The organism is Kitasatospora sp. NBC_00240 (assembly GCF_026342405.1).
GTDB lineage: Bacteria > Actinomycetota > Actinomycetes > Streptomycetales > Streptomycetaceae > Kitasatospora.
Genome location: NZ_JAPEMU010000001.1, coordinates 7,882,486 through 7,901,163 on the forward strand (window position 1 = coordinate 7,882,486; position 18,678 = coordinate 7,901,163).

Here is an 18,678-nt window from a genome sequence, read left to right on the forward strand (position 1 = left end):
CCGCGGGGGAGGTCCGGTCGGGGAACGCGGGGCGGCAGGTAGGTCCGGGGCCGGGGCGGCCGTCAGCCGATGGCCGGCGCCGGCACCACCCGGTGGGTGGGGCGTCCGCCGAGCCAGGTGCCGAGCACCGGTACGCCGGCCAGCTCGCCGGGCGGGACGTCGTAGGGGTCGGCCGCGAGCTGCACCAGGTCGGCCCGCAGGCCCGGGCGCAGGACGCCCCAGAGCCCGTCCTCGAAGGCCTGGTGGGCGACGCCGGCCGAGTACGCGGTCAGCGCCTCCCGCAGCGGGATCCGCTCCTCGGGCAGCCAGCCGCCCGCGGGGAGGCCCTGCGGGGTCTGCCGGGTGACGGCGGTGGCGATGCCGGCCAGCGGCTCGTACCGGGTGACCGGCCAGTCGCTGCCGAAGGAGACCCGGGCGCCGCTGCCGAGCAGCGCGGCGATCCGGTACTGCCGGGCGCCGCGCACGGGGCCGAGCCGGGGGAGGGTCAGCTCGGTCATCAGCGGGTCGGTCTGCGCCCAGAGCGGCTCGAAGTTGGCGATCACCCCGAGTTCGGCGAACCGCGGCAGGTCGGCCGGGTCGACCAGCTGGACGTGCGCGATCACCGGGCGGCGGTCGCGCGGGCCGTTGCGGCGGGTGGCTGCCTCGATCGCGTCCAGGGCGAGCCGGACGCCGCGGTCCCCGATGGCGTGGATGTGCGGCTGGAAGCCGAGCGCGTCCACGGCGGTGACCGCGTCGGCCAGCTCGGCGGGCTGCCAGTTGGCGCTGCCGTGCGAGTGCGGGCAGTCGGTGTAGGGCTCCAGCAGGGCGGCCGTACCGGATTCCACCACGCCGTCGGCGAAGAACTTCACGCTGTGCGCGGTCAGCTGCCCGGCCCCCTCGGCGGCCACCCGGGCCCGGTCGGCGGCCAGGACGGGCAGCCGCTCGCGCCAGCCGTCGGGCGGCAGCAGCAGGCCGAGGCCGGCGCGGACGGACAGGGCGCCGGCCCGGGCGGCGGCGATCCAGACGTCGACCTGGGCGGGCTCGACCCAGGCGTCCTGGACCCAGGTGATCCCGGCGGCGGCCAGCGCGGCGGTGGTGTCCCGCAGGGCGGCGAGCTGCTCCTCGGGGCCCGGCGGGGGGACGAGTCGCAGCAGCGGGTCGAGGGCGCCGAACTCGCGCAGGGTGCCGAGCGGCTCGCCGTCCGGGCGGCGGACCACCTCGCCGTTCGCGGGCTGCGGGGAGTCGGCGGTGAAGCCGGCCCGGCGCAGCGCCTCGGTGTTGGCCCAGCCGGTGTGGTGGTCCATGGTGCGCAGCAGGACGGGCCGGTCGGGGACGACGGCGTCCAGCAGGCGGGCGTCGAAGAGGCCGCCCTCGGCGAGCCAGGGGTCGAAGGCGTCGCCGCGGATCCATTCGGCGGCGGGGTTCTCGGCGGCCCAGCGGCGGACGGCCTCGACCACCTCCGCGAGGCTGGCGCAGTCGCGGACGGGGACGCCGAGCCGTCCGATGCCGCCGAGCAGCGGGTGCACGTGCCCGTCGCCCCAGGAGGGCAGCAGCGACCCGCCGGCCAGGGCGACGACCTCGGTGGCGGGGCCGCGCAGGGCGAGGGCCGCGTCACCGAGGGCGCTGATCCGGCCGGAGCCGACGGCCAGGGCGTGGGTGAGGGGGTCGCGGGGGTCTCCGGTGTGGATCCGGCCGCCGGTGAAGAGCGTGTCTGCACGCATGCGCGCTGCGTCCTCCCTGTGGAACTGCATGAGGTTCGGTTAAGAATGCTTCGTCCTCGGCTCGGCCCTCGACCTGGTCGCCCCGCCGGTCATGGTCGACGCGGTGGCCCGTGACGCGGCCCCCCGGCTGGCCGCCGCCCTGGACGCCGTCCCGGCCGGCCGGCAGCGCGCCGACCAGGCCTTCGGGACCGGCCTGCGGGCGATGCTCGCCGGCTACCGGGTGATGCTCCCCCCGGCGGCGCCGGGCGCCGCGGTCTGAGCCAGGCCCCGGTGCTGGCAGGATCGGAGGCATGAGGACGAAGCACGCGGACCCCGCCGGCCCCCGACCCGCGGCCGCTGGGGCCTGGCCCGCCGGCGGCCCGCTCCCCGCCGACCTGCTCGCGGCCAAGGCCCTGGTGTACGACCCGGCCGGCTTCGTCTGCGGCCGGCCGGAGGCCGAGCCGGAGAGCGCCGACTACGGCGCCCACGCGTTCACGCTGGACGGGTACGCCGTCCGGTTCCGGGTGGCGCGGACCACGCCGACCAAGGCGGGGCAGTTCGTCACCCTGTGGCAGCGCTCCGCGGCCGGCCCGATCCGCCCCTTCGACCTCGCCGATCCGGTCGACCTCTTCGTCGTCAGCAGCCGGGAGGGCGACCGTTTCGGCCAGTTCGTGCTGCCCAAGGAGGTGCTCCGGCGCCGGGGGATCGTCTCGGCCGGCGGCTCCGGCGGCAAGCGGGCGTTCCGGGTCTACCCGCCCTGGGCGGTCACGACGAGCCGTCAGGCCGTCGCCACCCAGGCCTGGCAGGCCGAGTACTTCCTGCCGGTGGGCCCCGCGGCGGTCGACACCGGGCGGGCACGGGAGCTGCACCGCCCTTGAACGGGCCGCCCGGCCCGAACCGCCCGGCCGGGCGCCGTCGCCTGCCGGGCGCGGCCCTACAGCGGCGTCGCGGCCTTCAGCACCAGGAGCAGGGCCACCGCCGCGTTCACCGCGGACAGCGCCGAGGCCGCCGTGCCCGCCGCCGCGACCATCGCCGCCAGACCGGCCCGGCTGTGCGCGGGCGGCCAGCCGCCGGCCGCCGGGACGGGCCCGAGCAGGGCGGCGACCCGGCGCGGGACGGGGCCGGGCGCGGCGAAGGCGGCCAGGCCCGGCGGGGTGTGCAGGCCACCCGCCCGGTGCGACAGCAGGGCGGCGTTGGCCACCGCGCGCGCGGTCAGCCGCCGGTCGCCGACCGCCTCGGCGGCCTCCTCGTCGGCCCAGCGCTCGGCGCCGAACGCGACGGCGGCCTGCAGCGGGCGCAGGAACGGGTTGACCCGGCTGGCGAGCCGGGTGGCCAGCAGGATCCGGTGGTGGCGGTGGGTCAGATGGGCCCGCTCGTGCGCCAGCAGCGCCCGGTACTCGTCCGGCGCCAGTCCGGCGGCCATCGCGCTGGAGGCCACCACCCGCCCCGGCCGGCCGGGCAGCGCGTAGGCGTACGGCGTGCGGTCCGGCAGGACGGCGACGTCCCGCTCGTGCGGGACGGCGGCCAGCGCGTGCCGCAGCCGACGGCGGACCCGCAGGTGGCGTCCGAGGGTGGCGCCGCAGGCCACCGCGACGGCGCAGAGCAGCGCGATGCTGCCGAACCCGACCGCCTCGTGGAACGGCACCACGTCCCGGACCTGCGGGGCCGACCAGCTGTCCGGCAGCGGGTTGCCGGGGATCTGGGCGGTGCCGATCACGCCGAGCAGGCCCAGGCAGAGCGTGCTGCACACGCCCATCACCACGCTGACCGCAGTCAGCAGCCGCGCGGCCGTCCGGGGGTGCAGGTGCAGTTCGGCCAGCCTGGCGATCGGCAGGGCGGTCAGCGGCAGCACGAGCGGGAGGAAGACGAAGACGCCCACGGGTGTCAGCTTCCGTCGTCGACGGCACTGTCCAGCAGGGCCCGCAGCAGGTTCTCGTCGTCGGGGAGCAGGGTGCTCACGAAGCTGGCCAGCACGGCGTCCCGGTCGGCCTCGTTGTCGAGCACCCGGCGCATCCGCAAGGCAGCCAGCCCGGCGGTGTCGGAGGCGGCCCGCCAGACGTACGAGCGGCCCGAACGGCTGCGGGAGACGGCCTTCTTGGCGTGCAGCCGGGACAGGATGGTCATCACCGTGGTGTAGGCCAGCCCGTCGCCCAGGTGCTGCTGCACCCAGACCGCGGTCGCCGGGGCGGGCGCCGCCTGGAGCGCGGCCAGGACCTGCGCCTCCAGTTGGCCCTGCCCGCGCCTGCGTACCCGCGGGTGCTCGGCCGGCGCTTGCTGTTCGGTGCCCATGCCGGGCCTCCCTCCGGTCTCGCCGCCCGGTCCTGCTCGGGCGCGCTGTCCATCCTACTGAGCGGTCCGGCCGGGGTCTTTGCCGGGCCTTTGCCCGGCTTTTGCCGGTGTCGCGAGCGGCGCCGCCACCGTCTGTACCGGTTCGGTCCCATGACGGCCGGACAGATTCTCCTGTTCTCTACAGTGTTGTAGATTTATGATCCCCGCACCACAGAGAGCCGGGCGTTCCGGGCCCGGCACGGGGAATCCCCAGGAGGGCATCATGGGAGTCTCGCTGGCCAAGGGTGGCAACGTCTCGCTGACCAAGGAGGCCCCGGGGCTGACCGCGGTCATCGTGGGCCTCGGCTGGGACGTCCGCTCCACCACCGGGGCCGACTTCGACCTCGACGCCAGCGCCCTGCTGTGCAACGACGCCGGCCGGGTCGTCTCCGACCAGCACTTCGTCTTCTTCAACAACCTGCGCAGCCCCGAGGGTTCGGTCGAGCACAGCGGTGACAACCTCACCGGTGGCGGGGACGGCGACGACGAGCAGATCAAGGTCGACCTGGTGAGCGTGCCGGCCAACGTCACCAAGGTGGTGTTCCCGGTGTCGATCTACGACGCCGACGCCCGGCTGCAGAACTTCGGCCAGGTCCGCAACGCCTTCATCCGGATCGTCAACCAGGCCAACGGCAGCGAGGTGGCCCGCTACGACCTGAGCGAGGACGCGTCCTCCGAGACGGCGATGGTCTTCGGCGAGCTGTACCGCTACGGCGCCGAGTGGAAGTTCCGGGCGATCGGCCAGGGTTACGCCTCCGGTCTGCGGGGCATCGCCTCCGACTACGGGGTCAACGTCTGACCGGTACGGCGGGCCCGGGAACGGGCCCGCCGCCGGCCGCCCGGCGCACCGGTGGCCCGAGCCGGTGCACAAGCGCATCGTCCGACCGTCGGCCGACACAAGGAGAGCAGGACTCATGAGCGTCAACCTCGGCAAGGGACAGCGGATCAGCCTGGAGAAGGCCGGGGGAGGGGCGCTCGGCGTGGTGCGGATGGGCCTCGGCTGGAAGGCCGCGCCGCGCAAGGGGTTCCTGGCCAAGCTGCTCCCGAGGGAGATCGACCTGGACGCCTCGGCCGTGCTGTTCGCGGGCAGCAAGCCGGTCGAGGTGGTCTACTTCCAGAAGCTGACCAGCTCGGACGGTTCGGTGCGGCACAGCGGCGACAACCTGACCGGCGGCGCGGGCCAGGGTGCCGACGACGAGTCCATCGTGGTGGACCTGCAGAAGGTGCCCGCGCAGGTCGAGCAGATCGTCTTCACCGTCAACTCGTTCACCGGGCAGACCTTCCAGGAGGTGCAGAACGCCTTCTGCCGCCTCGTGGACGAGACCAACGGCACGGAGCTGGCCCGCTACACCCTGACCGGCGGCGGACCGTACACCGCCCAGATCATGGCCAAGGTGCACCGGGCCGGCACCGGCTGGCAGCTGACCGCGATCGGCGAGCCGGCCGCCGGCCGCACCTTCAAGGAACTGCTGCCCGAGATCGCCAAGCACCTCTGACCGCGGTCGGCCGGCCAGGCCGGGCGGCGGACGGATGAACTCCGCACGGCCGCCGGGCGGCTGACCCCCGGCCGGCCGGGGGTGGGCCCGCCGCCCACCGGTGCCGGAGCACCTCCGCGACCTGGTAATGTTCTCGCTGTCGGAAGAGAGATCTTCCTGGCAGGCGTCGGAGGTGCTGGTGGAGCACGCCCTACTTTCAGTAGGGAGAGTCCGTTCAAATCGGGCCCGGCGCTCCAATCTTTTCCGGGCCCGGTCCGGACCGCCCCAGGGTGGTCCGGACCGGGCCCGTCGCATGTCCCCCACGGCCGGGCGTGGCCCTTCCGTACGGCCCCCGTCCCAGGTCCCCGTCCCCGGCTCCACGCGTCCGGACCGCACGCGGACGGGCCGCACGCGGACGGGCCCCGGCCGGGAGATCCGGCCGGGGCCCGTACGTCCGGGAGGTCCGGTCAGTCCAGGTAGTCGCGCAGCACCTGGGAGCGCGACGGGTGGCGCAGCTTGGACATCGTCTTGGACTCGATCTGGCGGATCCGCTCGCGGGTGACCCCGTAGACCTTGCCGATCTCGTCCAGCGTCTTCGGCTGGCCGTCGGTGAGGCCGAAGCGCATCGAGACCACGCCGGCCTCGCGCTCGGCCAGCGTCTCCAGCACCGCCCGGAGCTGCTCCTGCAGCAGGGTGAAGCTGACCGCGTCGGCGGGCTTGACGGCCTCGGTGTCCTCGATCAGGTCACCGAACTCGCTGTCGCCCTCGTCGCCGAGCGGGGTGTGCAGCGAGATCGGCTCGCGCCCGTACCGCTGCACCTCGATCACCCGCTCCGGGGTGAGGTCGAGCTCCTTGCCCAGCTCCTCCGGGGTGGGTTCGCGGCCGAGCGACTGGAGCATCTGGCGCTGCAGACGGGCCAGCTTGTTGATGACCTCGACCATGTGCACCGGGATCCGGATGGTGCGGGACTGGTCGGCCATCGCGCGGGTGATCGCCTGGCGGATCCACCACGTCGCGTAGGTGGAGAACTTGAAGCCCTTGGTGTAGTCGAACTTCTCGACCGCGCGGACCAGACCGAGGTTGCCCTCCTGGATCAGGTCCAGGAACAGCATGCCGCGGCCGGTGTAGCGCTTGGCCACCGAGACCACCAGGCGGAGGTTGGCCTCCAGCAGGTGGTCCTTGGCGCGGCGGCCGTCCTCGGCGATCAACTCCAGCTCGCGCCGGAACACCGGGGTGAGGTCCTCGCCGGAGGCGAGCTTCTCCATCGCGAACAGGCCGGCCTCGATGCGCTTGGCCAGCGACACCTCCTGCTCGGCGTTGAGCAGCGAGACCTTGCCGATCTGCTTCAGGTAGTCCTTCACCGCGTCGGCGCTGGCGCCGGGCGTGGTGACCTGCACCTTGGGGGCGTCGTCCTCGTCGTCGTCCGAGAGGACGAAGCTGCCGATGCCGGGCGTCTCCGCCTCCCGGCCGGTGTCGCCGGCCGTGGCCTCGTCGAAGAGATCGTCCTCGGCGGCGGGCTCGGCGGCGGAGGTGTCCTCCGCGCCGGCCTTCGCCGCGGTCTTCTTGGCGGCGGCTGTGGTGGTCTTCTTCGCGGCCGTCTTCTTCACCGCGGCGGCCTTCTTCGCGGGTGCCGCCTTCTTGGCCGCGGCGGCCTTTTTCACCGGTGCGGCGGCCTCGGCGGGCGCCCCGGATGCCTCCTCGGAGGCCTCCACGGGGGCCGCTGTGATCTTCTTGACAGGGGTAGCGCGCGTGGCTACGGTTTTCTTGACAGAGCGCCGGTTCGGGTCTCCAGCAGCTGGTTTGGGCTCCTGTGCAGGTCGGACCGCCAGGACTACCCCGTCCTCGTCGAGCACCTGGTTCAGGCTCCGGAGGACGACCTTCCACTGGGTGGTCGGAATGTTGTCGGCCTCGAAAGCCTGGCGCACCTCATCGCCGGTGATGTGTCCTGTGGTCCTGCCGCGCTCGATGAGTGCCATCAAGGACGCGGATTCAGCGATCCGATGCGGAAGCGTGCGGGACGGGCTGGGCGACACGAGTGGCCTCTCGGTGCAGTGGGCATGAAACGGCTCCGCCGCGCACGGAGTGTGTGACGGATCAGGGATCCTCCACGCGGCAAGCACCGTTCGACTAATCGTTCCCGGAGCGCGAGGCGTTACGCATCGATGGAGTGACTCGGGTCACTCCGCTGCCGTAGTGGCCGCGGCGGCCCGCCCGGCGGCGCCGCTCAGGGGCCCGGCCCGGGGCGGATCCGGCCCACCCGGTCAGCCCAGGAACCCGCGCAGCAGGGCCGCGGTGGCCTCCAGGTGCTCCTCGGTGGAGCGCCGGGCGCCCTCGGCGTCCCCGGCCAGGATGGTGTCGACCATCGTGCGGTGCTGCTCGGAGGCGTGGTCGATGTTGCGCTCCAGCATCGGTATGGCGTTGAGCAGGTCGTTCAGGCGCATCCGGCTCTCGGCGATGCCGGCCGCCAGTGAGTGCGAGCCGGTCAGCTCGGCGATCGCGAGGTGGAAGCGGGAGTCCAGTTGGCGGTACTCCTCGGGTGCGGCGTTCTCCAGGTCGCCGAGGCGTTCTTGCAGGTAGGCGCGTTGTTCCTCGGTGAGCGGCCGTCTCGCGGCCTGCTCGGCGGCGCCGGTTTCCAGCACCATCCGGTAGGTGAGCGCGTCCTCCAGCTCGGCGCCCATGTCCTGGACGGCCCGGCGCAGGTCGCCGAGGTCGGGCGGCGGCAGCCGGTAGGTGACGAAGGTGCCGCCGTAGCGGCCGCGCCGTGACTCGACGCAGCCGGCCAACTGCAGGGAGCGGATCGCCTCGCGCAGGGTCTCCCGGCTGACGTTCAGCCGGGCGGCGAGTTCACGCTCCGGCGGCAGTCGGTCACCGTACGCGAGGACGCCCAGCTTGATCGCCTCCAGGAGCCGCTCGACCGTCTCCTCGAAGGTGTTGCCGGTCCGGACGGGGCGGAAGATCGCGCCGCCCCGCCAGTCCATCCGCGCGTCGCGCGCGCCCGCCAGGTCCACTCCGGAATCCTACCGAGGGAGGGACGGCGAACACGGTCGGCAGGTCCCCTTGACGGGGTGGAGCCACAGGGTGAAGCATGCGCACTACGCCAATGGTCCGGTTTCGGTCCATTGGCCACCACAGTGCTGTGGCGCACGTTTCGGATCCCCCACCGAACCCCCAAGAAGGGGTGCGCATGTCTCCCGAACCCTCCCCCCTCGACCACCCTGGCATGCCGGTGTTTCCGGCGGACGCTCCGGAGATCACCGCCGCCTCCCCGGCCGCCGTGCTCTCCCCGGACGAGCAGCGACTGCGCGAACTGGGCTACACCCAGGAGCTGGCCCGCTCCATGTCGGGCTTCTCCAACTTCGCGGTCTCCTTCTCGATCGTCTCGATCCTCTCCGGCTGCCTCACCCTCTACGGTTTCGGCCTGAACACCGGCGGCCCCGCGATGATCACCTGGGGTTGGCCGGTGGTCGGCCTGATGACCCTCTGCGTCGCCCTCGCGATGGCCGAGATCTGCTCCTCGTACCCCACCGCCGGGGGCCTCTACTACTGGGCGGCCAAACTCGCCCCCTCGCGCGGACCGGCCTGGGCCTGGTTCACCGGCTGGTTCAACTTCCTCGGCCAGGTCGCGGTGACCGCCGGCGTCGACTACGGCGCGGCCACCTTCGCCAACGCCCTGCTGGAGATGCAGTTCGGCTTCGCGGCCACCCCGGAGCACACCGTCGCGATCTTCGCGGTGATCCTGCTCGTCCACGGCCTGCTCAACACCCGCGGCGTCCGGCTGGTCGCGCTGTTCAACAACGTCAGCGTCTGGTGGCACCTGGCCGGCGTCACGATCATCGTCGGCGCCCTCCTCCTGGTGCCCTCCCACCACGCCTCCGCGTCCTTCGTCCTCACCAAGTTCGTCAACAACACCGGCTTCCACAGCTCCTTCTACGTCGCGATGCTCGGCTTGCTGCTCGCCCAGTACACCCTCACCGGCTACGACGCCTCCGCCCACATGACCGAGGAGACCCAGGACGCCGCCCGCTCCGGCCCGCGCGGCATCGTCAACTCCGTCCTCGTCTCGCTGGTCGCCGGCTGGATCCTGCTGCTCGGCCTCACCTTCGCCATCCAGGACTACGACGGCGCGCTCACCAGCTCCACCGGCGTGCCGCCCGCCCAGATCTTCATCGACGCGATCGGCGACACCGGCGCCAAACTGCTGCTGCTCATCGTGATCGGCGCCCAGTTCTTCTGCGGGATGGCCTCCGTCACCGCCAACTCCCGTATGATCTACGCCTTCTCGCGGGACGGCGCACTACCCGGATCCCGGCTCTGGCACCGGATCAACCCCCGCACCCAGACCCCCACCAGCGCGGTCTGGCTCGCCGCCGGCGGAGCCTTCCTGCTCGGCCTGCCGGCCCTGTGGAACAGCACCGCCTACGCGGCCGTCACCTCCGTCTCGGTGATCGGCCTCTACATCGCCTACGTCATCCCGGTGTTCCTGCGGCTGCGGCAGGGCGACGCGTTCGCCCGCGGCCCCTGGCACCTCGGCCGGTGGTCCCGGCCGATCGGCCTGGTCGCCGTCGGCTGGACGGCGGTGATCGCCGTGCTGTTCATGCTGCCCACCCTCAGCCCGGTCACCGCGGTCCGTTTCAACTACACGCCCGTCGCGGTGGCGGTCGTCCTCGGCTTCGCCGGCATCTGGTGGCTGGCCTCGGCCCGGCACTGGTTCACCGGCCCGAAGGTGCACGGCACACCCGAGGAACTCGCCGCCGCCGAAGCCGAACTGGAGATCCGATGAGTCCCCGCCTGACCCTGGAGCAGCTGCGCGCCGGCGTCGCCCGGGGGGCGATCGACACCGTCGTCCTCGCCATGACCGACATGCAGGGCCGTCTGCAGGGAAAACGGATCGCCGCCGAGTTCTTCCTCTCCGACGTCGTCACCGACTCCGCCGAGGGCTGCGGCTACCTGCTCGCCGTCGACATCGACATGAACACCGTGGACGGCTACGAGATCTCCTCCTGGGAGAGCGGCTACGGCGACCTCGTCCTCACCCCCGACCTCGCCACCCTGCGCACCGTCCCCTGGCACCCCGCCACCGTGATGGTCCAGTGCGACGTCACCCACCACGACGGGCGGCCGGTCACCGTCTCGCCCCGGCAGATCCTGCGCCGGCAGCTGGAGCGCCTCGCCGGGTACGGCTGGCACGCGTACGTCGGCACCGAGCTGGAGTTCATCGTCTTCAAGGACACCTACGAGCAGGCCTGGGAGAAGGACTACCACCGGCTCACCCCGGTCAACCAGTACAACGTCGACTACTCCATCCTCGGCACCTCCCGGGTGGAACCGCTGCTGCGCCGGCTGCGCAACGAGATGGCCGGCGCCGGGCTCACCGTCGAGTCGGCCAAGGGCGAGTGCAACCTCGGCCAGCACGAGATCGCCTTCAAGTACGGCGAGGCGCTGCGCACCTGCGACGACCACGCGGTCTACAAGACCGGCGCCAAGGAGATCGCCGCCCAGGAGGGCGTCAGCCTCACCTTCATGGCCAAGTACGACCAGCGCGAAGGCAACTCCTGCCACATCCACCTCAGCCTGCGGGACGACCAGGGCCGGCCCGTGATGCCCGGCGAGGGGGCGAACGGCTTCTCCCCGGTGATGGAGCACTTCCTGGCCGGGCAGCTCGCCTGTCTGGCGGACTTCGCCCTGCTGCTCGCCCCCACCGTCAACTCCTACAAGCGGTACGTGCCGGGCAGTTTCGCGCCGACCGCGATCGCCTGGGGGCGCGACAACCGCACCTGCGCGCTGCGGGTGGTCGGCCACGGCGCCTCGCTGCGCTTCGAGAACCGGGTGCCCGGCGGGGACGTCAACCCGTACCTCGCGGTGGCCGCGCTGATCGCCGCCGGACTGCACGGGATCGAGCAGCAGCTGCCGCTGGAGCCCGAGTTCAGCGGCAACGCGTACAGCTCCGACGCGCCCAGGGTGCCCGCCACCCTGCGCGACGCCGTCGAGGCCTTCGAGCACAGCGAGGCGGCCGCGCTGGCCTTCGGCAAGGACGTGGTACGGCACTACAGCCACGCCGGCCGGGTCGAACTCGCCGCCTACGACGCGGCGGTGACCGACTGGGAGCGCCGGCGCGGATTCGAGCGACTGTGACGGGCGGGCCGCTGGTGGGGATCACCAGCTACCTCGACCGGGCGGCCTGGGGCGTCTGGGAGCAGAGCGCGGCCCTGCTGCCGCAGAGCTACGTCGAGGCCGTCGCCCGGGCCGGCGCCACGCCCGTCCTGCTGCCGCCGCAGAGCGGCGCCACCGGCCGGCTGCTGGACCGGCTGGACGCTCTGCTGCTCTCCGGGGGGCCGGACATCGACCCCGCCCGCTACGGCCAGGCGCCGCACGCCCGCACGGGCGATCCCCACCCGCTGCGCGACAGCTGGGAGTTCGACCTGCTGGCGGGCGCCCTGGAGCGGGACCTCCCGGTGCTCGGCATCTGCCGGGGCATGCAACTGCTGAACGTCGCCCTCGGCGGCAGCCTGGTCCAGCACCTGCCCGACCGGGTCGGGGACCAGGACCACCAGCTCGCCCCCGCCACCTTCAGCAGCCAGGCGGTGATGATCCGCCCCGCCACCCGGCTCGCCGGCATCCTCGGCCGCACCGCCAAGGTGGCCTGCTACCACCACCAGGCCGTCGACGGCCTGGGCAAGGGACTGCTGCCCTCGGCCTGGAGCGCCGACGAGACCGTCGAGGCCGTCGAACTGCCCGACCACCGCTTCGCCCTCGGCGTCCAGTGGCACCCCGAGACCGACCCCTCCGACCCGCGCCTCTTCGAGGCGTTCGTCACCGCTGCCACGGCCACCACCCCCTAGGAGACAGCACCGTGAGTTCGGACCAGGACCTCTTCGAGGTGGTCAACCCCGCCACCGAGGAGGTGATCCAGACGGTGGCCATGGCGGGCCTCGCCGAGACCGACGCCGCCGTCGCCCGGGCGAAGGCCGCCTTCGCGAGCTGGCGCAAGGTCGCGCCGGCCGACCGCGCCCGGCTGCTGCGGGCCTTCGCCGCCGCCGTCGACGCCGACCGCGAGCACCTCGCCGCGCTGGAGGTCGCCGGCGCCGGCCACACGATCGGCAACGCCCGCTGGGAGGCCGGCAACGCCCGCGACGTCATCGAGTACTACGCCGCCGCGCCGGAGCGCCTGTTCGGGCGCCAGATCCCGGTGGCCGGCGGCCTGGACGTCACCTTCCAGGAACCGCTCGGTGTGGTCGGCATCATCGTGCCCTGGAACTTCCCGATGCCGATCGCCGCCTGGGGCCTGGCGCCGGCCCTCGCGGCCGGCAACACGGTGGTCCTCAAGCCCGCCGAACTCACCCCGCTGACCGCCCTGCGGCTGGCCGAACTGGCCCTGCGGGCAGGCATTCCCGAGGGGGTCCTGCAGGTGCTGCCGGGCCGCGGCCCGGTGGTCGGCCACCGCTTCGTCACCCACCCGGACGTCGCCAAGGTGGTCTTCACCGGCTCCACCCGGGTCGGCAAGGCGATCGCGGCCGGCTGCGCGGAGCAGGTCAAGCCGGTCACCCTCGAACTCGGCGGCAAGAGCGCCAACATCGTCTTCGCCGACGCCGACCTCGCCAGGGCCGCCGCCACCGCGCCGTACGCCGTCTTCGACAACGCCGGCCAGGACTGCTGCGCGCGCTCCCGGATCCTGGTGGAGGCGGGGGTGTTCGAGGAGTTCATGGCCCTGCTGGAGCCGGCCGTCCGGGGCGTGCGGGTGGGCGACCCGAGCGACGAGAAGACCGAGATGGGGCCGCTGATCTCGGCCGCCCACCGGGCCCGGGTGGCTTCCTACGTCACCGCGGACACCCCGGTCGCCTTCACCGGCAGCGCCCCGGACGGGCCCGGCTTCTGGTTCCCGCCCACCGTGCTCTCGCCGGTCCGGCGGGACTCCCCGGCCTTCACCGAGGAGATCTTCGGCCCGGTGGTCGCCGTCGTCCCGTTCCGCGACGAGGCGGACGCCGTACGGATCGCCAACAGCACCGACTACGGTCTGTCCGGCTCGATCTGGACCCGGGACGTGGGCCGGGCGCTGCGGGTGGCCCGCGGGGTGGAGGCGGGCAACCTGTCCGTCAACTCGCACTCCTCGGTGCGGTACTCGACCCCCTTCGGCGGGTTCAAGCAGTCCGGCCTCGGCCGGGAGCTGGGCCCCGACGCCCTCCACGCCTTCACCGAAACCAAGAACGTCTTCATCTCCACGGAGGAATAACGCCATGACCGAGCGACTCGACGGCCGGGTGGCCGTCATCACCGGCGCGGGCAGCGGAATCGGCCTCGCGACCGCCCGGCGCTTCGCCGCCGAAGGGGCCAAGGTGGTCTGCGTGGACATCGACGCGGCGGCCGGCAAGGCCGCCGCCGAGGAGGTCGGCGGCCTGTTCGTGCAGGCCGACGTGACCGACGAGGACGCGGTGCGCGAGATGTACGAGCGGGCCGTCGCCGAGTACGGCCGGCTGGACATCGCCTTCAACAACGCCGGCATCTCGCCGCCCGACGACGACTCCATCCTCACCACCGGCCTGGAGGCCTGGAAGCGGGTCCAGGACGTCAACCTGACCAGCGTCTACCTCTGCTGCAAGTACGCGATCCCGCACATGCAGCGGCAGGGCAAGGGCTCGATCATCAACACCGCCTCCTTCGTCGCGGTGATGGGCGCGGCCACCTCGCAGATCTCCTACAGCGCCTCCAAGGGCGGGGTGCTGGCGATGTCCCGCGAGCTGGGGGTGCAGTTCGCCCGGGAGGGGATCCGGGTCAACGCGCTCTGCCCCGGCCCGGTCAACACCCCGCTGCTGCAGGAGCTGTTCGCCAAGGACCCGGAGCGGGCCGCCCGCCGGCTCGTCCACATCCCGCTCGGCCGGTTCGCCGAGCCCGACGAGATCGCCGCCGCGGTGGCCTTCCTGGCCAGCGACGACTCCTCCTTCATGACCGCCAACACCTTCCTGGTGGACGGCGGCATCTCCGGGGCGTACGTGACCCCGCAGTAGCCGCCGCGCCTCGGCGCCGGGCCCCGCGGGTGATCCTCGTGGGGCCCGGCCGGCGTGCTCCTGTGCAGGTCAGGCCGAGGCGCCGCCGTCGATCACCAGATCGGCGCCGACCACGGAGGCGGCGTCCGGCGAGGCCAGGTACAGCACGGCGGCGGCTACCTCACCGGTGGCGGCGACCCGGCCGAGCGGCGAGTCGCGCCGCATCCGCACCGCCCGCTCGGCGGGACCCTCACCGGGAAGCAGCGACATCGTGGTGTCCGAGGCGCCGGGGCTGACCGCGTTGATCCGGATGCCGTCCCGGACGTGGTCGAGGGCCGCGCCGCGGGTGAGGGCGGTGACGGCCGCCTTGGAGGCGATGTACCCGCCCAGGCCCGGACGCCGCTGGTGCGCACCGAGGTTGGACGAGATGTTGACGATCGTCCCGCCGCCGTTGGCGCGCATGTGGGCGATCTCGGCCTGCATCGACAGCAGCACGCCGGTCACGTTGATGTCGAGCAGCGTCCGCCAGTCAGCCTCGGGCAGGTCGGCGATCGGCTGCCCGCCGCGGAAGACCCCGGCGTTGTTCACGGCCGTGTCGAGGCCGCCGAACAGTTCGACGGTCTGCCGGACCAGGGCGCGGACCTCGGCCGAGCGGCTGACGTCGGCGGTGAAGCCCGCCGCCGTGCCGCCCTCCTTCTCGATCAGGGCGACGGTCTCGGCCAGTGGATCGGCGCTCCGGCCGGCGACCGCCACCCGGGCGCCCTCGGCGGCGAAGGCGAGGGCGATGGCGCGGCCGAGCCCGGAACCGGCGCCGGTGACCAGGACGGTGCGGTCGGCGAATCGGTTGCTCATGGCAGTAACTCCTTCTGGTTGATGTGCTGTTGGCGAATCGGCGGCGGGCGGCCCGCGGCGGGCGGTCAGGGCCCGGCGGGCGCCCGAGGCCGGGCGGGTGTGCGGTGGCCGGTGCCCGCTCGGGGCCCCGGGCGGGTCATGGCCGCGGCGGTCAGCGCGGTGGCGGCCAGCGCCGCCGCGGCCAGGGCGAGTGAGGCGCTGTCGCTGCCGGTGGTGAGCAGGACGGCCAGGACGAGCGTCGGTCCCAGCTCCATCGCGGTGTTGAGCACTCCGCCGGCCAGGCCGCTCCGGTCGCGCGGCACGCCTTGGGCGGCGAGCACGACGGCCCCGGCGAAGGAGCCGGCGGCGCCGGCCGGCAGGAGGACCAGTCCGGGCAGCAGCGCCACCGGGTAGGGGAGCCCGGGGTCGAAGCCGGTGGCGGCGAGCAGCAACAGGCCGGTCGCCGCGACGGCGAGGCCGACGACGGTGACCCGCCGCGGCCCGAACCGCCCGATCAGCGGCCCGGTCGCGCGGCCCGAACCGAGCAGGGCGACGGCGAAGGGCAGGAAGGCGCCGGAGGTCGCGAGCGGTGACCAGCCTCGCTGCTGCTGGAGGTGGAGCGAGAGGAGGACGAAGGTCGTCGAGGTGCCGGCCGCGGTGAGCCCGATCGCGGTCAGTGCCGGAGCACGGCGCCGGTGGAGCAGGAAGCCCGGCGGCAGCAGCGGGTCGCGGACGCGTAGTTCCACCAGGAGGAAGGCGCCGAGCAGGGTGGCGGCGCCGACCAGGGCGCCGACGACGGCGGGGGAGGACCAGGGGCGGTCCTCGGTGAGGACGAGGCCGTAGCCGGCCAGCGTGATGCCGGCCGTGGCGAGGACGGCTCCGGGCAGGTCGAGCGCGGGGCGGTCGACTGCGCGCGGTCCGTGCCGTCGGTCGTCCCGGGCCGGGTCGGCCGGCAGCAGCCGGGGCCCGAGGGTGAGGGCGGCGGCGGTGACGGCGAGCGGCACGGCGAAGGTCCAGCGCCAGGAGGCCGCCGCCGAGATCACCCCGGACAGCAGGTTGCCTGCCGTGGCCCCCAGCACGGAGAGCCCGCTCCAGGTGGCCAGCGCCCTCGCGTGGGCGGCGGGTTCGGCGAAGAGCGTCCGCAGCACGGCCATCGCGGCGGGGGCGAGCAGGGCCGCGCCGGCGCCCTGCGCGAAGCGCGCGGCGAGCAGCGCCGGGTGGTCGGGGGCGAGCGCCGAGGCCAGCGAGGCGGCGCCGAACAGCAGCAGTCCGGTGCTGAGCACGCGCCGGCCGCCCGAGCGGTCCGCCAGCCGCCCGCCGAACAGCAGAAGGCCGGCGAAGGAGAGTCCGTACGCGGCGTTGAGCAGGACGAGGTCGGCACGCCCGAGTCCGAATTCGCGGCCGATCTGCGGCAGCGGTACGGCGATGGCCGTGAGGGTGAAGATCAGGCTGGTCTGGACGGCGCCGAGCAGGGCGAAGCCTTGGGCTCCGCGGCGCGCGGTGGGATTCATGGGCCCTCAATAGTGGATCGAACGGTCCAATATATGAGCATGCAGAGGCAAGGCGTCGCGCACCGCCGGCCGGGGTGCGAGGCGGGCGGGTCGGCGGGGAGGGTGCGTGGGCGCGGGTGGAGTCGGGAGTGTGCGGGGCGGCCGGCGGCGCTCAGTCGAGCAGGGTGAGCGCCTGCTCGGCCGCGTCGTGCACCCGGAGCGGGTCCGAGGCGGCCTTGCCGACCACCCGGATCCCCTGCAGCAGGACGACCAGCATCCGGGCCAGCGCGCGGGGCTCGCGCCCCGGCGGCAGCTCCCCGCCGGCCGCCGCCCGGACCAGCGCCGAGTGCAGCAGGGTCTCCAGGTGGTCCCAGCTGGCCTCGACCCGGCGGGCCGCGGCACGGTCGTGCGGGGCCAGCTCGGCCGCGGTGTTGGTGACGAAGCAGCCGGCCGCCCGCTGCTCCGAGCCGGCCTCGGCGGCGAACCGGCGGACCAGCGCCCGGACGGCGGGCAGGACCGGGCCGGGCTGGGACAGCTCGTCGAGCAGCTTGGGGTCGGTCAGCTCCGCGTACCGGTCGAGGGCCCGGAGGTACAGCTCGTGCTTGCTGCCGAAGGTGGCGTAGAGGCTGGCACGGCCGATCCCGAGGTGCTCCACCAGGTCGCTCATCGAGGTCGCCTCGTAGCCGCGCCGCCAGAACAGCTCCAGGGCTGCCTGCAGTGCCGCGTCCGGGTCGAATTCCTTGGTTCTGGCCACAGGGAGGACCCTAGCCCTGTCTGGAACGTACGGTCAAGAAAGATCTGAGGGGTCGTGAGCCGGGGCTCGGTACGATCGCCCTGTTCCCGCACGACCGGGCGGGCCGGGTCAGGGGAGTGCCGATGAAGCTGGACGCGTTCGACGCCGCGCTCGTCCGTGAACTGCAGCAGGACGGCCGGGTCAGCTACCAGCGCCTGGCCGAGTCGCTGGGCGTCTCCCGGGAGGCGGCCCGGGCCCGGGTGCACCGACTGCTGGAGTCCGGCACCGTGCGGGTGGTCGGGATCGTCCGCCCCTGGGTGGTCGGCATCGGCGCCGTCGCCCACGTCTCGCTGGACGTCGAGGGCCCCGGCCGCCCGGCCGCCGAGGTGGCCGCGGCCAGGCCGGCCAGCAGCTTCGTGTCCTGCACGGCCGGTGCGCGGGCCGTGGTGGCCGAACTGCGGGTGGCCGACGAGGCCGCGCTGGAGCGGGAGTTCGCCGTGCTGCGGTCGGCGCCCGGGGTGCGGGGGATCGAGGTCTTCCGCTGCACCCGCCTGATCCGGGACGCCTACTCGCCCGCGACCGATCCGGCCGGCGGCCCCGTGGTCGCCCCCGCGACCGACCCGGGCGTCGGCCCCGAGGTCGATCCCCGGCCCGCGGCAGGCCTCGCTCCCGAGCCCGCCCCCGCGGCCGCCGAGCGCCCGCCGGCCGTGGACGAGGTGGACCGTACGCTGCTCGGCCTGCTGCAGGCCGACGGCCGGGCCTCGTTCGCGGCGCTCGCGGAGCGGGTCGGACTCTCCCAGCCCGCCACCCGGGCGAGGGTGCTGCGGCTGCTGCAGTCCGGGGCCGTCCATGTGACCGGGCTGGTCGACTCCCGGGCCGTCGGCGTCCGGGAGGCGGTCGGGGTGGGCCTGACCGTGCGGGGCGCCGCCGCGGCTGCCGCCGTCGCGGTCGCCCGCCTGCCCGGGGTGAACTACGTGGCGGCGGGTTACGGGCGCTTCGACGTGGTGTGCGGCGTGGACGCCGGCGACCGCCCGGCGCTGCTCGCCACGCTGGACGGGCTGCGCGCCGCGCCGGGCGTGGTCCGGCTGGAGTCCTGGTACCACCTGGAGATCGTCAAGGAGTCCTACACCTACGATCTGCCGGTGTGAGCGGTAATTCATTCGT

Annotated in this window: 18 protein-coding genes; 10 read left to right on the forward strand and 8 right to left on the reverse strand. The window is 73.8% G+C overall.

Features of this window, described 5'->3' with window-relative positions; translation table 11 throughout:
- Positions 1 to 62: 62 nt before the first annotated feature.
- Entirely contained in the window at positions 63 to 1,700 is a 1,638-nt protein-coding gene (locus OG689_RS33805) for an amidohydrolase (protein WP_266324680.1), read from the reverse strand.
- Between the two features lie 103 nt (positions 1,701 to 1,803).
- Here OG689_RS33805 and OG689_RS33810 point away from each other — a divergent pair, with 103 nt between their 5' ends.
- A complete protein-coding gene (locus OG689_RS33810) occupies positions 1,804 to 1,959 on the forward strand; it encodes a hypothetical protein (protein ID WP_266324682.1) in 156 nt (51 codons plus the stop codon).
- Positions 1,960 to 1,990: 31 nt separating this feature from the next.
- Positions 1,991 to 2,557, forward strand: coding sequence for a MepB family protein (locus OG689_RS33815; RefSeq protein ID WP_266324684.1), 567 nt, complete (start codon positions 1,991 to 1,993; stop codon positions 2,555 to 2,557).
- Positions 2,558 to 2,613: 56 nt separating this feature from the next.
- Here OG689_RS33815 and OG689_RS33820 read toward each other — a convergent pair whose 3' ends face one another.
- On the reverse strand, positions 2,614 to 3,558 hold the full coding sequence (locus OG689_RS33820) for a M56 family metallopeptidase (protein WP_266324686.1): 945 nt from the start codon (positions 3,556 to 3,558) through the stop codon (positions 2,614 to 2,616).
- A 5-nt stretch (positions 3,559 to 3,563) separates the two neighbouring features.
- Positions 3,564 to 3,968 carry a BlaI/MecI/CopY family transcriptional regulator gene (locus OG689_RS33825; protein ID WP_266324688.1) on the reverse strand — a complete coding sequence of 135 codons (405 nt, stop codon included), beginning with the start codon at positions 3,966 to 3,968 and terminating at the stop codon, positions 3,564 to 3,566.
- A 262-nt stretch (positions 3,969 to 4,230) separates the two neighbouring features.
- On the opposite strand from OG689_RS33825, the gene OG689_RS33830 reads away from it, so the two are divergent.
- Complete coding sequence (locus OG689_RS33830) at positions 4,231 to 4,806, forward strand: TerD family protein (RefSeq protein WP_266324690.1); 576 nt, start codon at positions 4,231 to 4,233, stop codon at positions 4,804 to 4,806.
- A gap of 115 nt (positions 4,807 to 4,921) precedes the next feature.
- Entirely contained in the window at positions 4,922 to 5,503 is a 582-nt protein-coding gene (locus tag OG689_RS33835) for a TerD family protein (RefSeq protein WP_266324692.1), read from the forward strand.
- Positions 5,504 to 5,949: 446 nt separating this feature from the next.
- Here OG689_RS33835 and OG689_RS33840 read toward each other — a convergent pair whose 3' ends face one another.
- Together OG689_RS33840 and OG689_RS33845 are read right to left on the reverse strand one after the other, a co-directional pair.
- Positions 5,950 to 7,515, reverse strand: coding sequence for an RNA polymerase sigma factor (locus tag OG689_RS33840; RefSeq protein WP_266324694.1), 1,566 nt, complete (start codon positions 7,513 to 7,515; stop codon positions 5,950 to 5,952).
- 228 nt (positions 7,516 to 7,743) lie between these two features.
- A complete protein-coding gene (locus OG689_RS33845) occupies positions 7,744 to 8,490 on the reverse strand; it encodes an FCD domain-containing protein (protein WP_266324696.1) in 747 nt (248 codons plus the stop codon).
- A 212-nt stretch (positions 8,491 to 8,702) separates the two neighbouring features.
- On the opposite strand from OG689_RS33845, the gene OG689_RS33850 reads away from it, so the two are divergent.
- Genes OG689_RS33850 through OG689_RS33870 form a run of 5 tightly spaced genes read left to right on the forward strand, consistent with a single transcriptional unit; the run spans position 8,703 to position 14,481 of the window.
- Positions 8,703 to 10,262 carry an amino acid permease gene (locus tag OG689_RS33850; protein WP_266324698.1) on the forward strand — a complete coding sequence of 520 codons (1,560 nt, stop codon included), beginning with the start codon at positions 8,703 to 8,705 and terminating at the stop codon, positions 10,260 to 10,262.
- Positions 10,259 to 11,614 carry a glutamine synthetase family protein gene (locus OG689_RS33855; RefSeq protein WP_266324700.1) on the forward strand — a complete coding sequence of 452 codons (1,356 nt, stop codon included), beginning with the start codon at positions 10,259 to 10,261 and terminating at the stop codon, positions 11,612 to 11,614. Before OG689_RS33850 ends, OG689_RS33855 begins: the two co-directional genes overlap by 4 nt.
- Positions 11,611 to 12,321 carry a gamma-glutamyl-gamma-aminobutyrate hydrolase family protein gene (locus OG689_RS33860; protein WP_266324702.1) on the forward strand — a complete coding sequence of 237 codons (711 nt, stop codon included), beginning with the start codon at positions 11,611 to 11,613 and terminating at the stop codon, positions 12,319 to 12,321. Before OG689_RS33855 ends, OG689_RS33860 begins: the two co-directional genes overlap by 4 nt.
- Positions 12,322 to 12,332: 11 nt before the next feature.
- On the forward strand, positions 12,333 to 13,709 hold the full coding sequence (locus OG689_RS33865; RefSeq protein ID WP_266324704.1) for an aldehyde dehydrogenase family protein: 1,377 nt from the start codon (positions 12,333 to 12,335) through the stop codon (positions 13,707 to 13,709).
- A 4-nt stretch (positions 13,710 to 13,713) separates the two neighbouring features.
- Positions 13,714 to 14,481, forward strand: a complete 768-nt coding sequence (locus OG689_RS33870; protein ID WP_073927078.1) for a 3-oxoacyl-ACP reductase — start codon at positions 13,714 to 13,716, stop codon at positions 14,479 to 14,481.
- Between the two features lie 69 nt (positions 14,482 to 14,550).
- On the opposite strand, the gene OG689_RS33875 is transcribed toward OG689_RS33870, so the two are convergent.
- The 3 genes from OG689_RS33875 to OG689_RS33885 form a co-directional block, all read right to left on the reverse strand.
- On the reverse strand, positions 14,551 to 15,312 hold the full coding sequence (locus tag OG689_RS33875) for a glucose 1-dehydrogenase (protein ID WP_266324708.1): 762 nt from the start codon (positions 15,310 to 15,312) through the stop codon (positions 14,551 to 14,553).
- Between the two features lie 65 nt (positions 15,313 to 15,377).
- Complete coding sequence (locus tag OG689_RS33880; protein ID WP_266324710.1) at positions 15,378 to 16,802, reverse strand: MFS transporter; 1,425 nt, start codon at positions 16,800 to 16,802, stop codon at positions 15,378 to 15,380.
- A gap of 151 nt (positions 16,803 to 16,953) precedes the next feature.
- Positions 16,954 to 17,535, reverse strand: coding sequence for a TetR/AcrR family transcriptional regulator (locus tag OG689_RS33885; protein WP_266324712.1), 582 nt, complete (start codon positions 17,533 to 17,535; stop codon positions 16,954 to 16,956).
- A 122-nt stretch (positions 17,536 to 17,657) separates the two neighbouring features.
- On the opposite strand from OG689_RS33885, the gene OG689_RS33890 reads away from it, so the two are divergent.
- A complete protein-coding gene (locus OG689_RS33890) occupies positions 17,658 to 18,662 on the forward strand; it encodes an Lrp/AsnC family transcriptional regulator (protein WP_266324714.1) in 1,005 nt (334 codons plus the stop codon).
- Positions 18,663 to 18,678: the final 16 nt, after the last annotated feature.

Bases quoted from the DNA above. Each gene is read 5' to 3' on its own strand.
- OG689_RS33805 (WP_266324680.1), bottom strand. From the start codon at position 1,700: ATGCGTGCAGACACGCTCTTCACCGGCGGCCGGATCCACACCGGAGAC.
- OG689_RS33815 (WP_266324684.1), top strand. From the start codon at position 1,991: ATGAGGACGAAGCACGCGGACCCCGCCGGCCCCCGACCCGCGGCCGCT.
- OG689_RS33825 (WP_266324688.1), bottom strand. From the start codon at position 3,968: ATGGGCACCGAACAGCAAGCGCCGGCCGAGCACCCGCGGGTACGCAGG.
- OG689_RS33830 (WP_266324690.1), top strand. From the start codon at position 4,231: ATGGGAGTCTCGCTGGCCAAGGGTGGCAACGTCTCGCTGACCAAGGAG.
- OG689_RS33835 (WP_266324692.1), top strand. From the start codon at position 4,922: ATGAGCGTCAACCTCGGCAAGGGACAGCGGATCAGCCTGGAGAAGGCC.
- OG689_RS33850 (WP_266324698.1), top strand. From the start codon at position 8,703: ATGCCGGTGTTTCCGGCGGACGCTCCGGAGATCACCGCCGCCTCCCCG.
- OG689_RS33855 (WP_266324700.1), top strand. From the start codon at position 10,259: ATGAGTCCCCGCCTGACCCTGGAGCAGCTGCGCGCCGGCGTCGCCCGG.
- OG689_RS33870 (WP_073927078.1), top strand. From the start codon at position 13,714: ATGACCGAGCGACTCGACGGCCGGGTGGCCGTCATCACCGGCGCGGGC.
- OG689_RS33875 (WP_266324708.1), bottom strand. From the start codon at position 15,312: ATGAGCAACCGATTCGCCGACCGCACCGTCCTGGTCACCGGCGCCGGT.
- OG689_RS33880 (WP_266324710.1), bottom strand. From the start codon at position 16,802: ATGAATCCCACCGCGCGCCGCGGAGCCCAAGGCTTCGCCCTGCTCGGC.
- OG689_RS33890 (WP_266324714.1), top strand. From the start codon at position 17,658: ATGAAGCTGGACGCGTTCGACGCCGCGCTCGTCCGTGAACTGCAGCAG.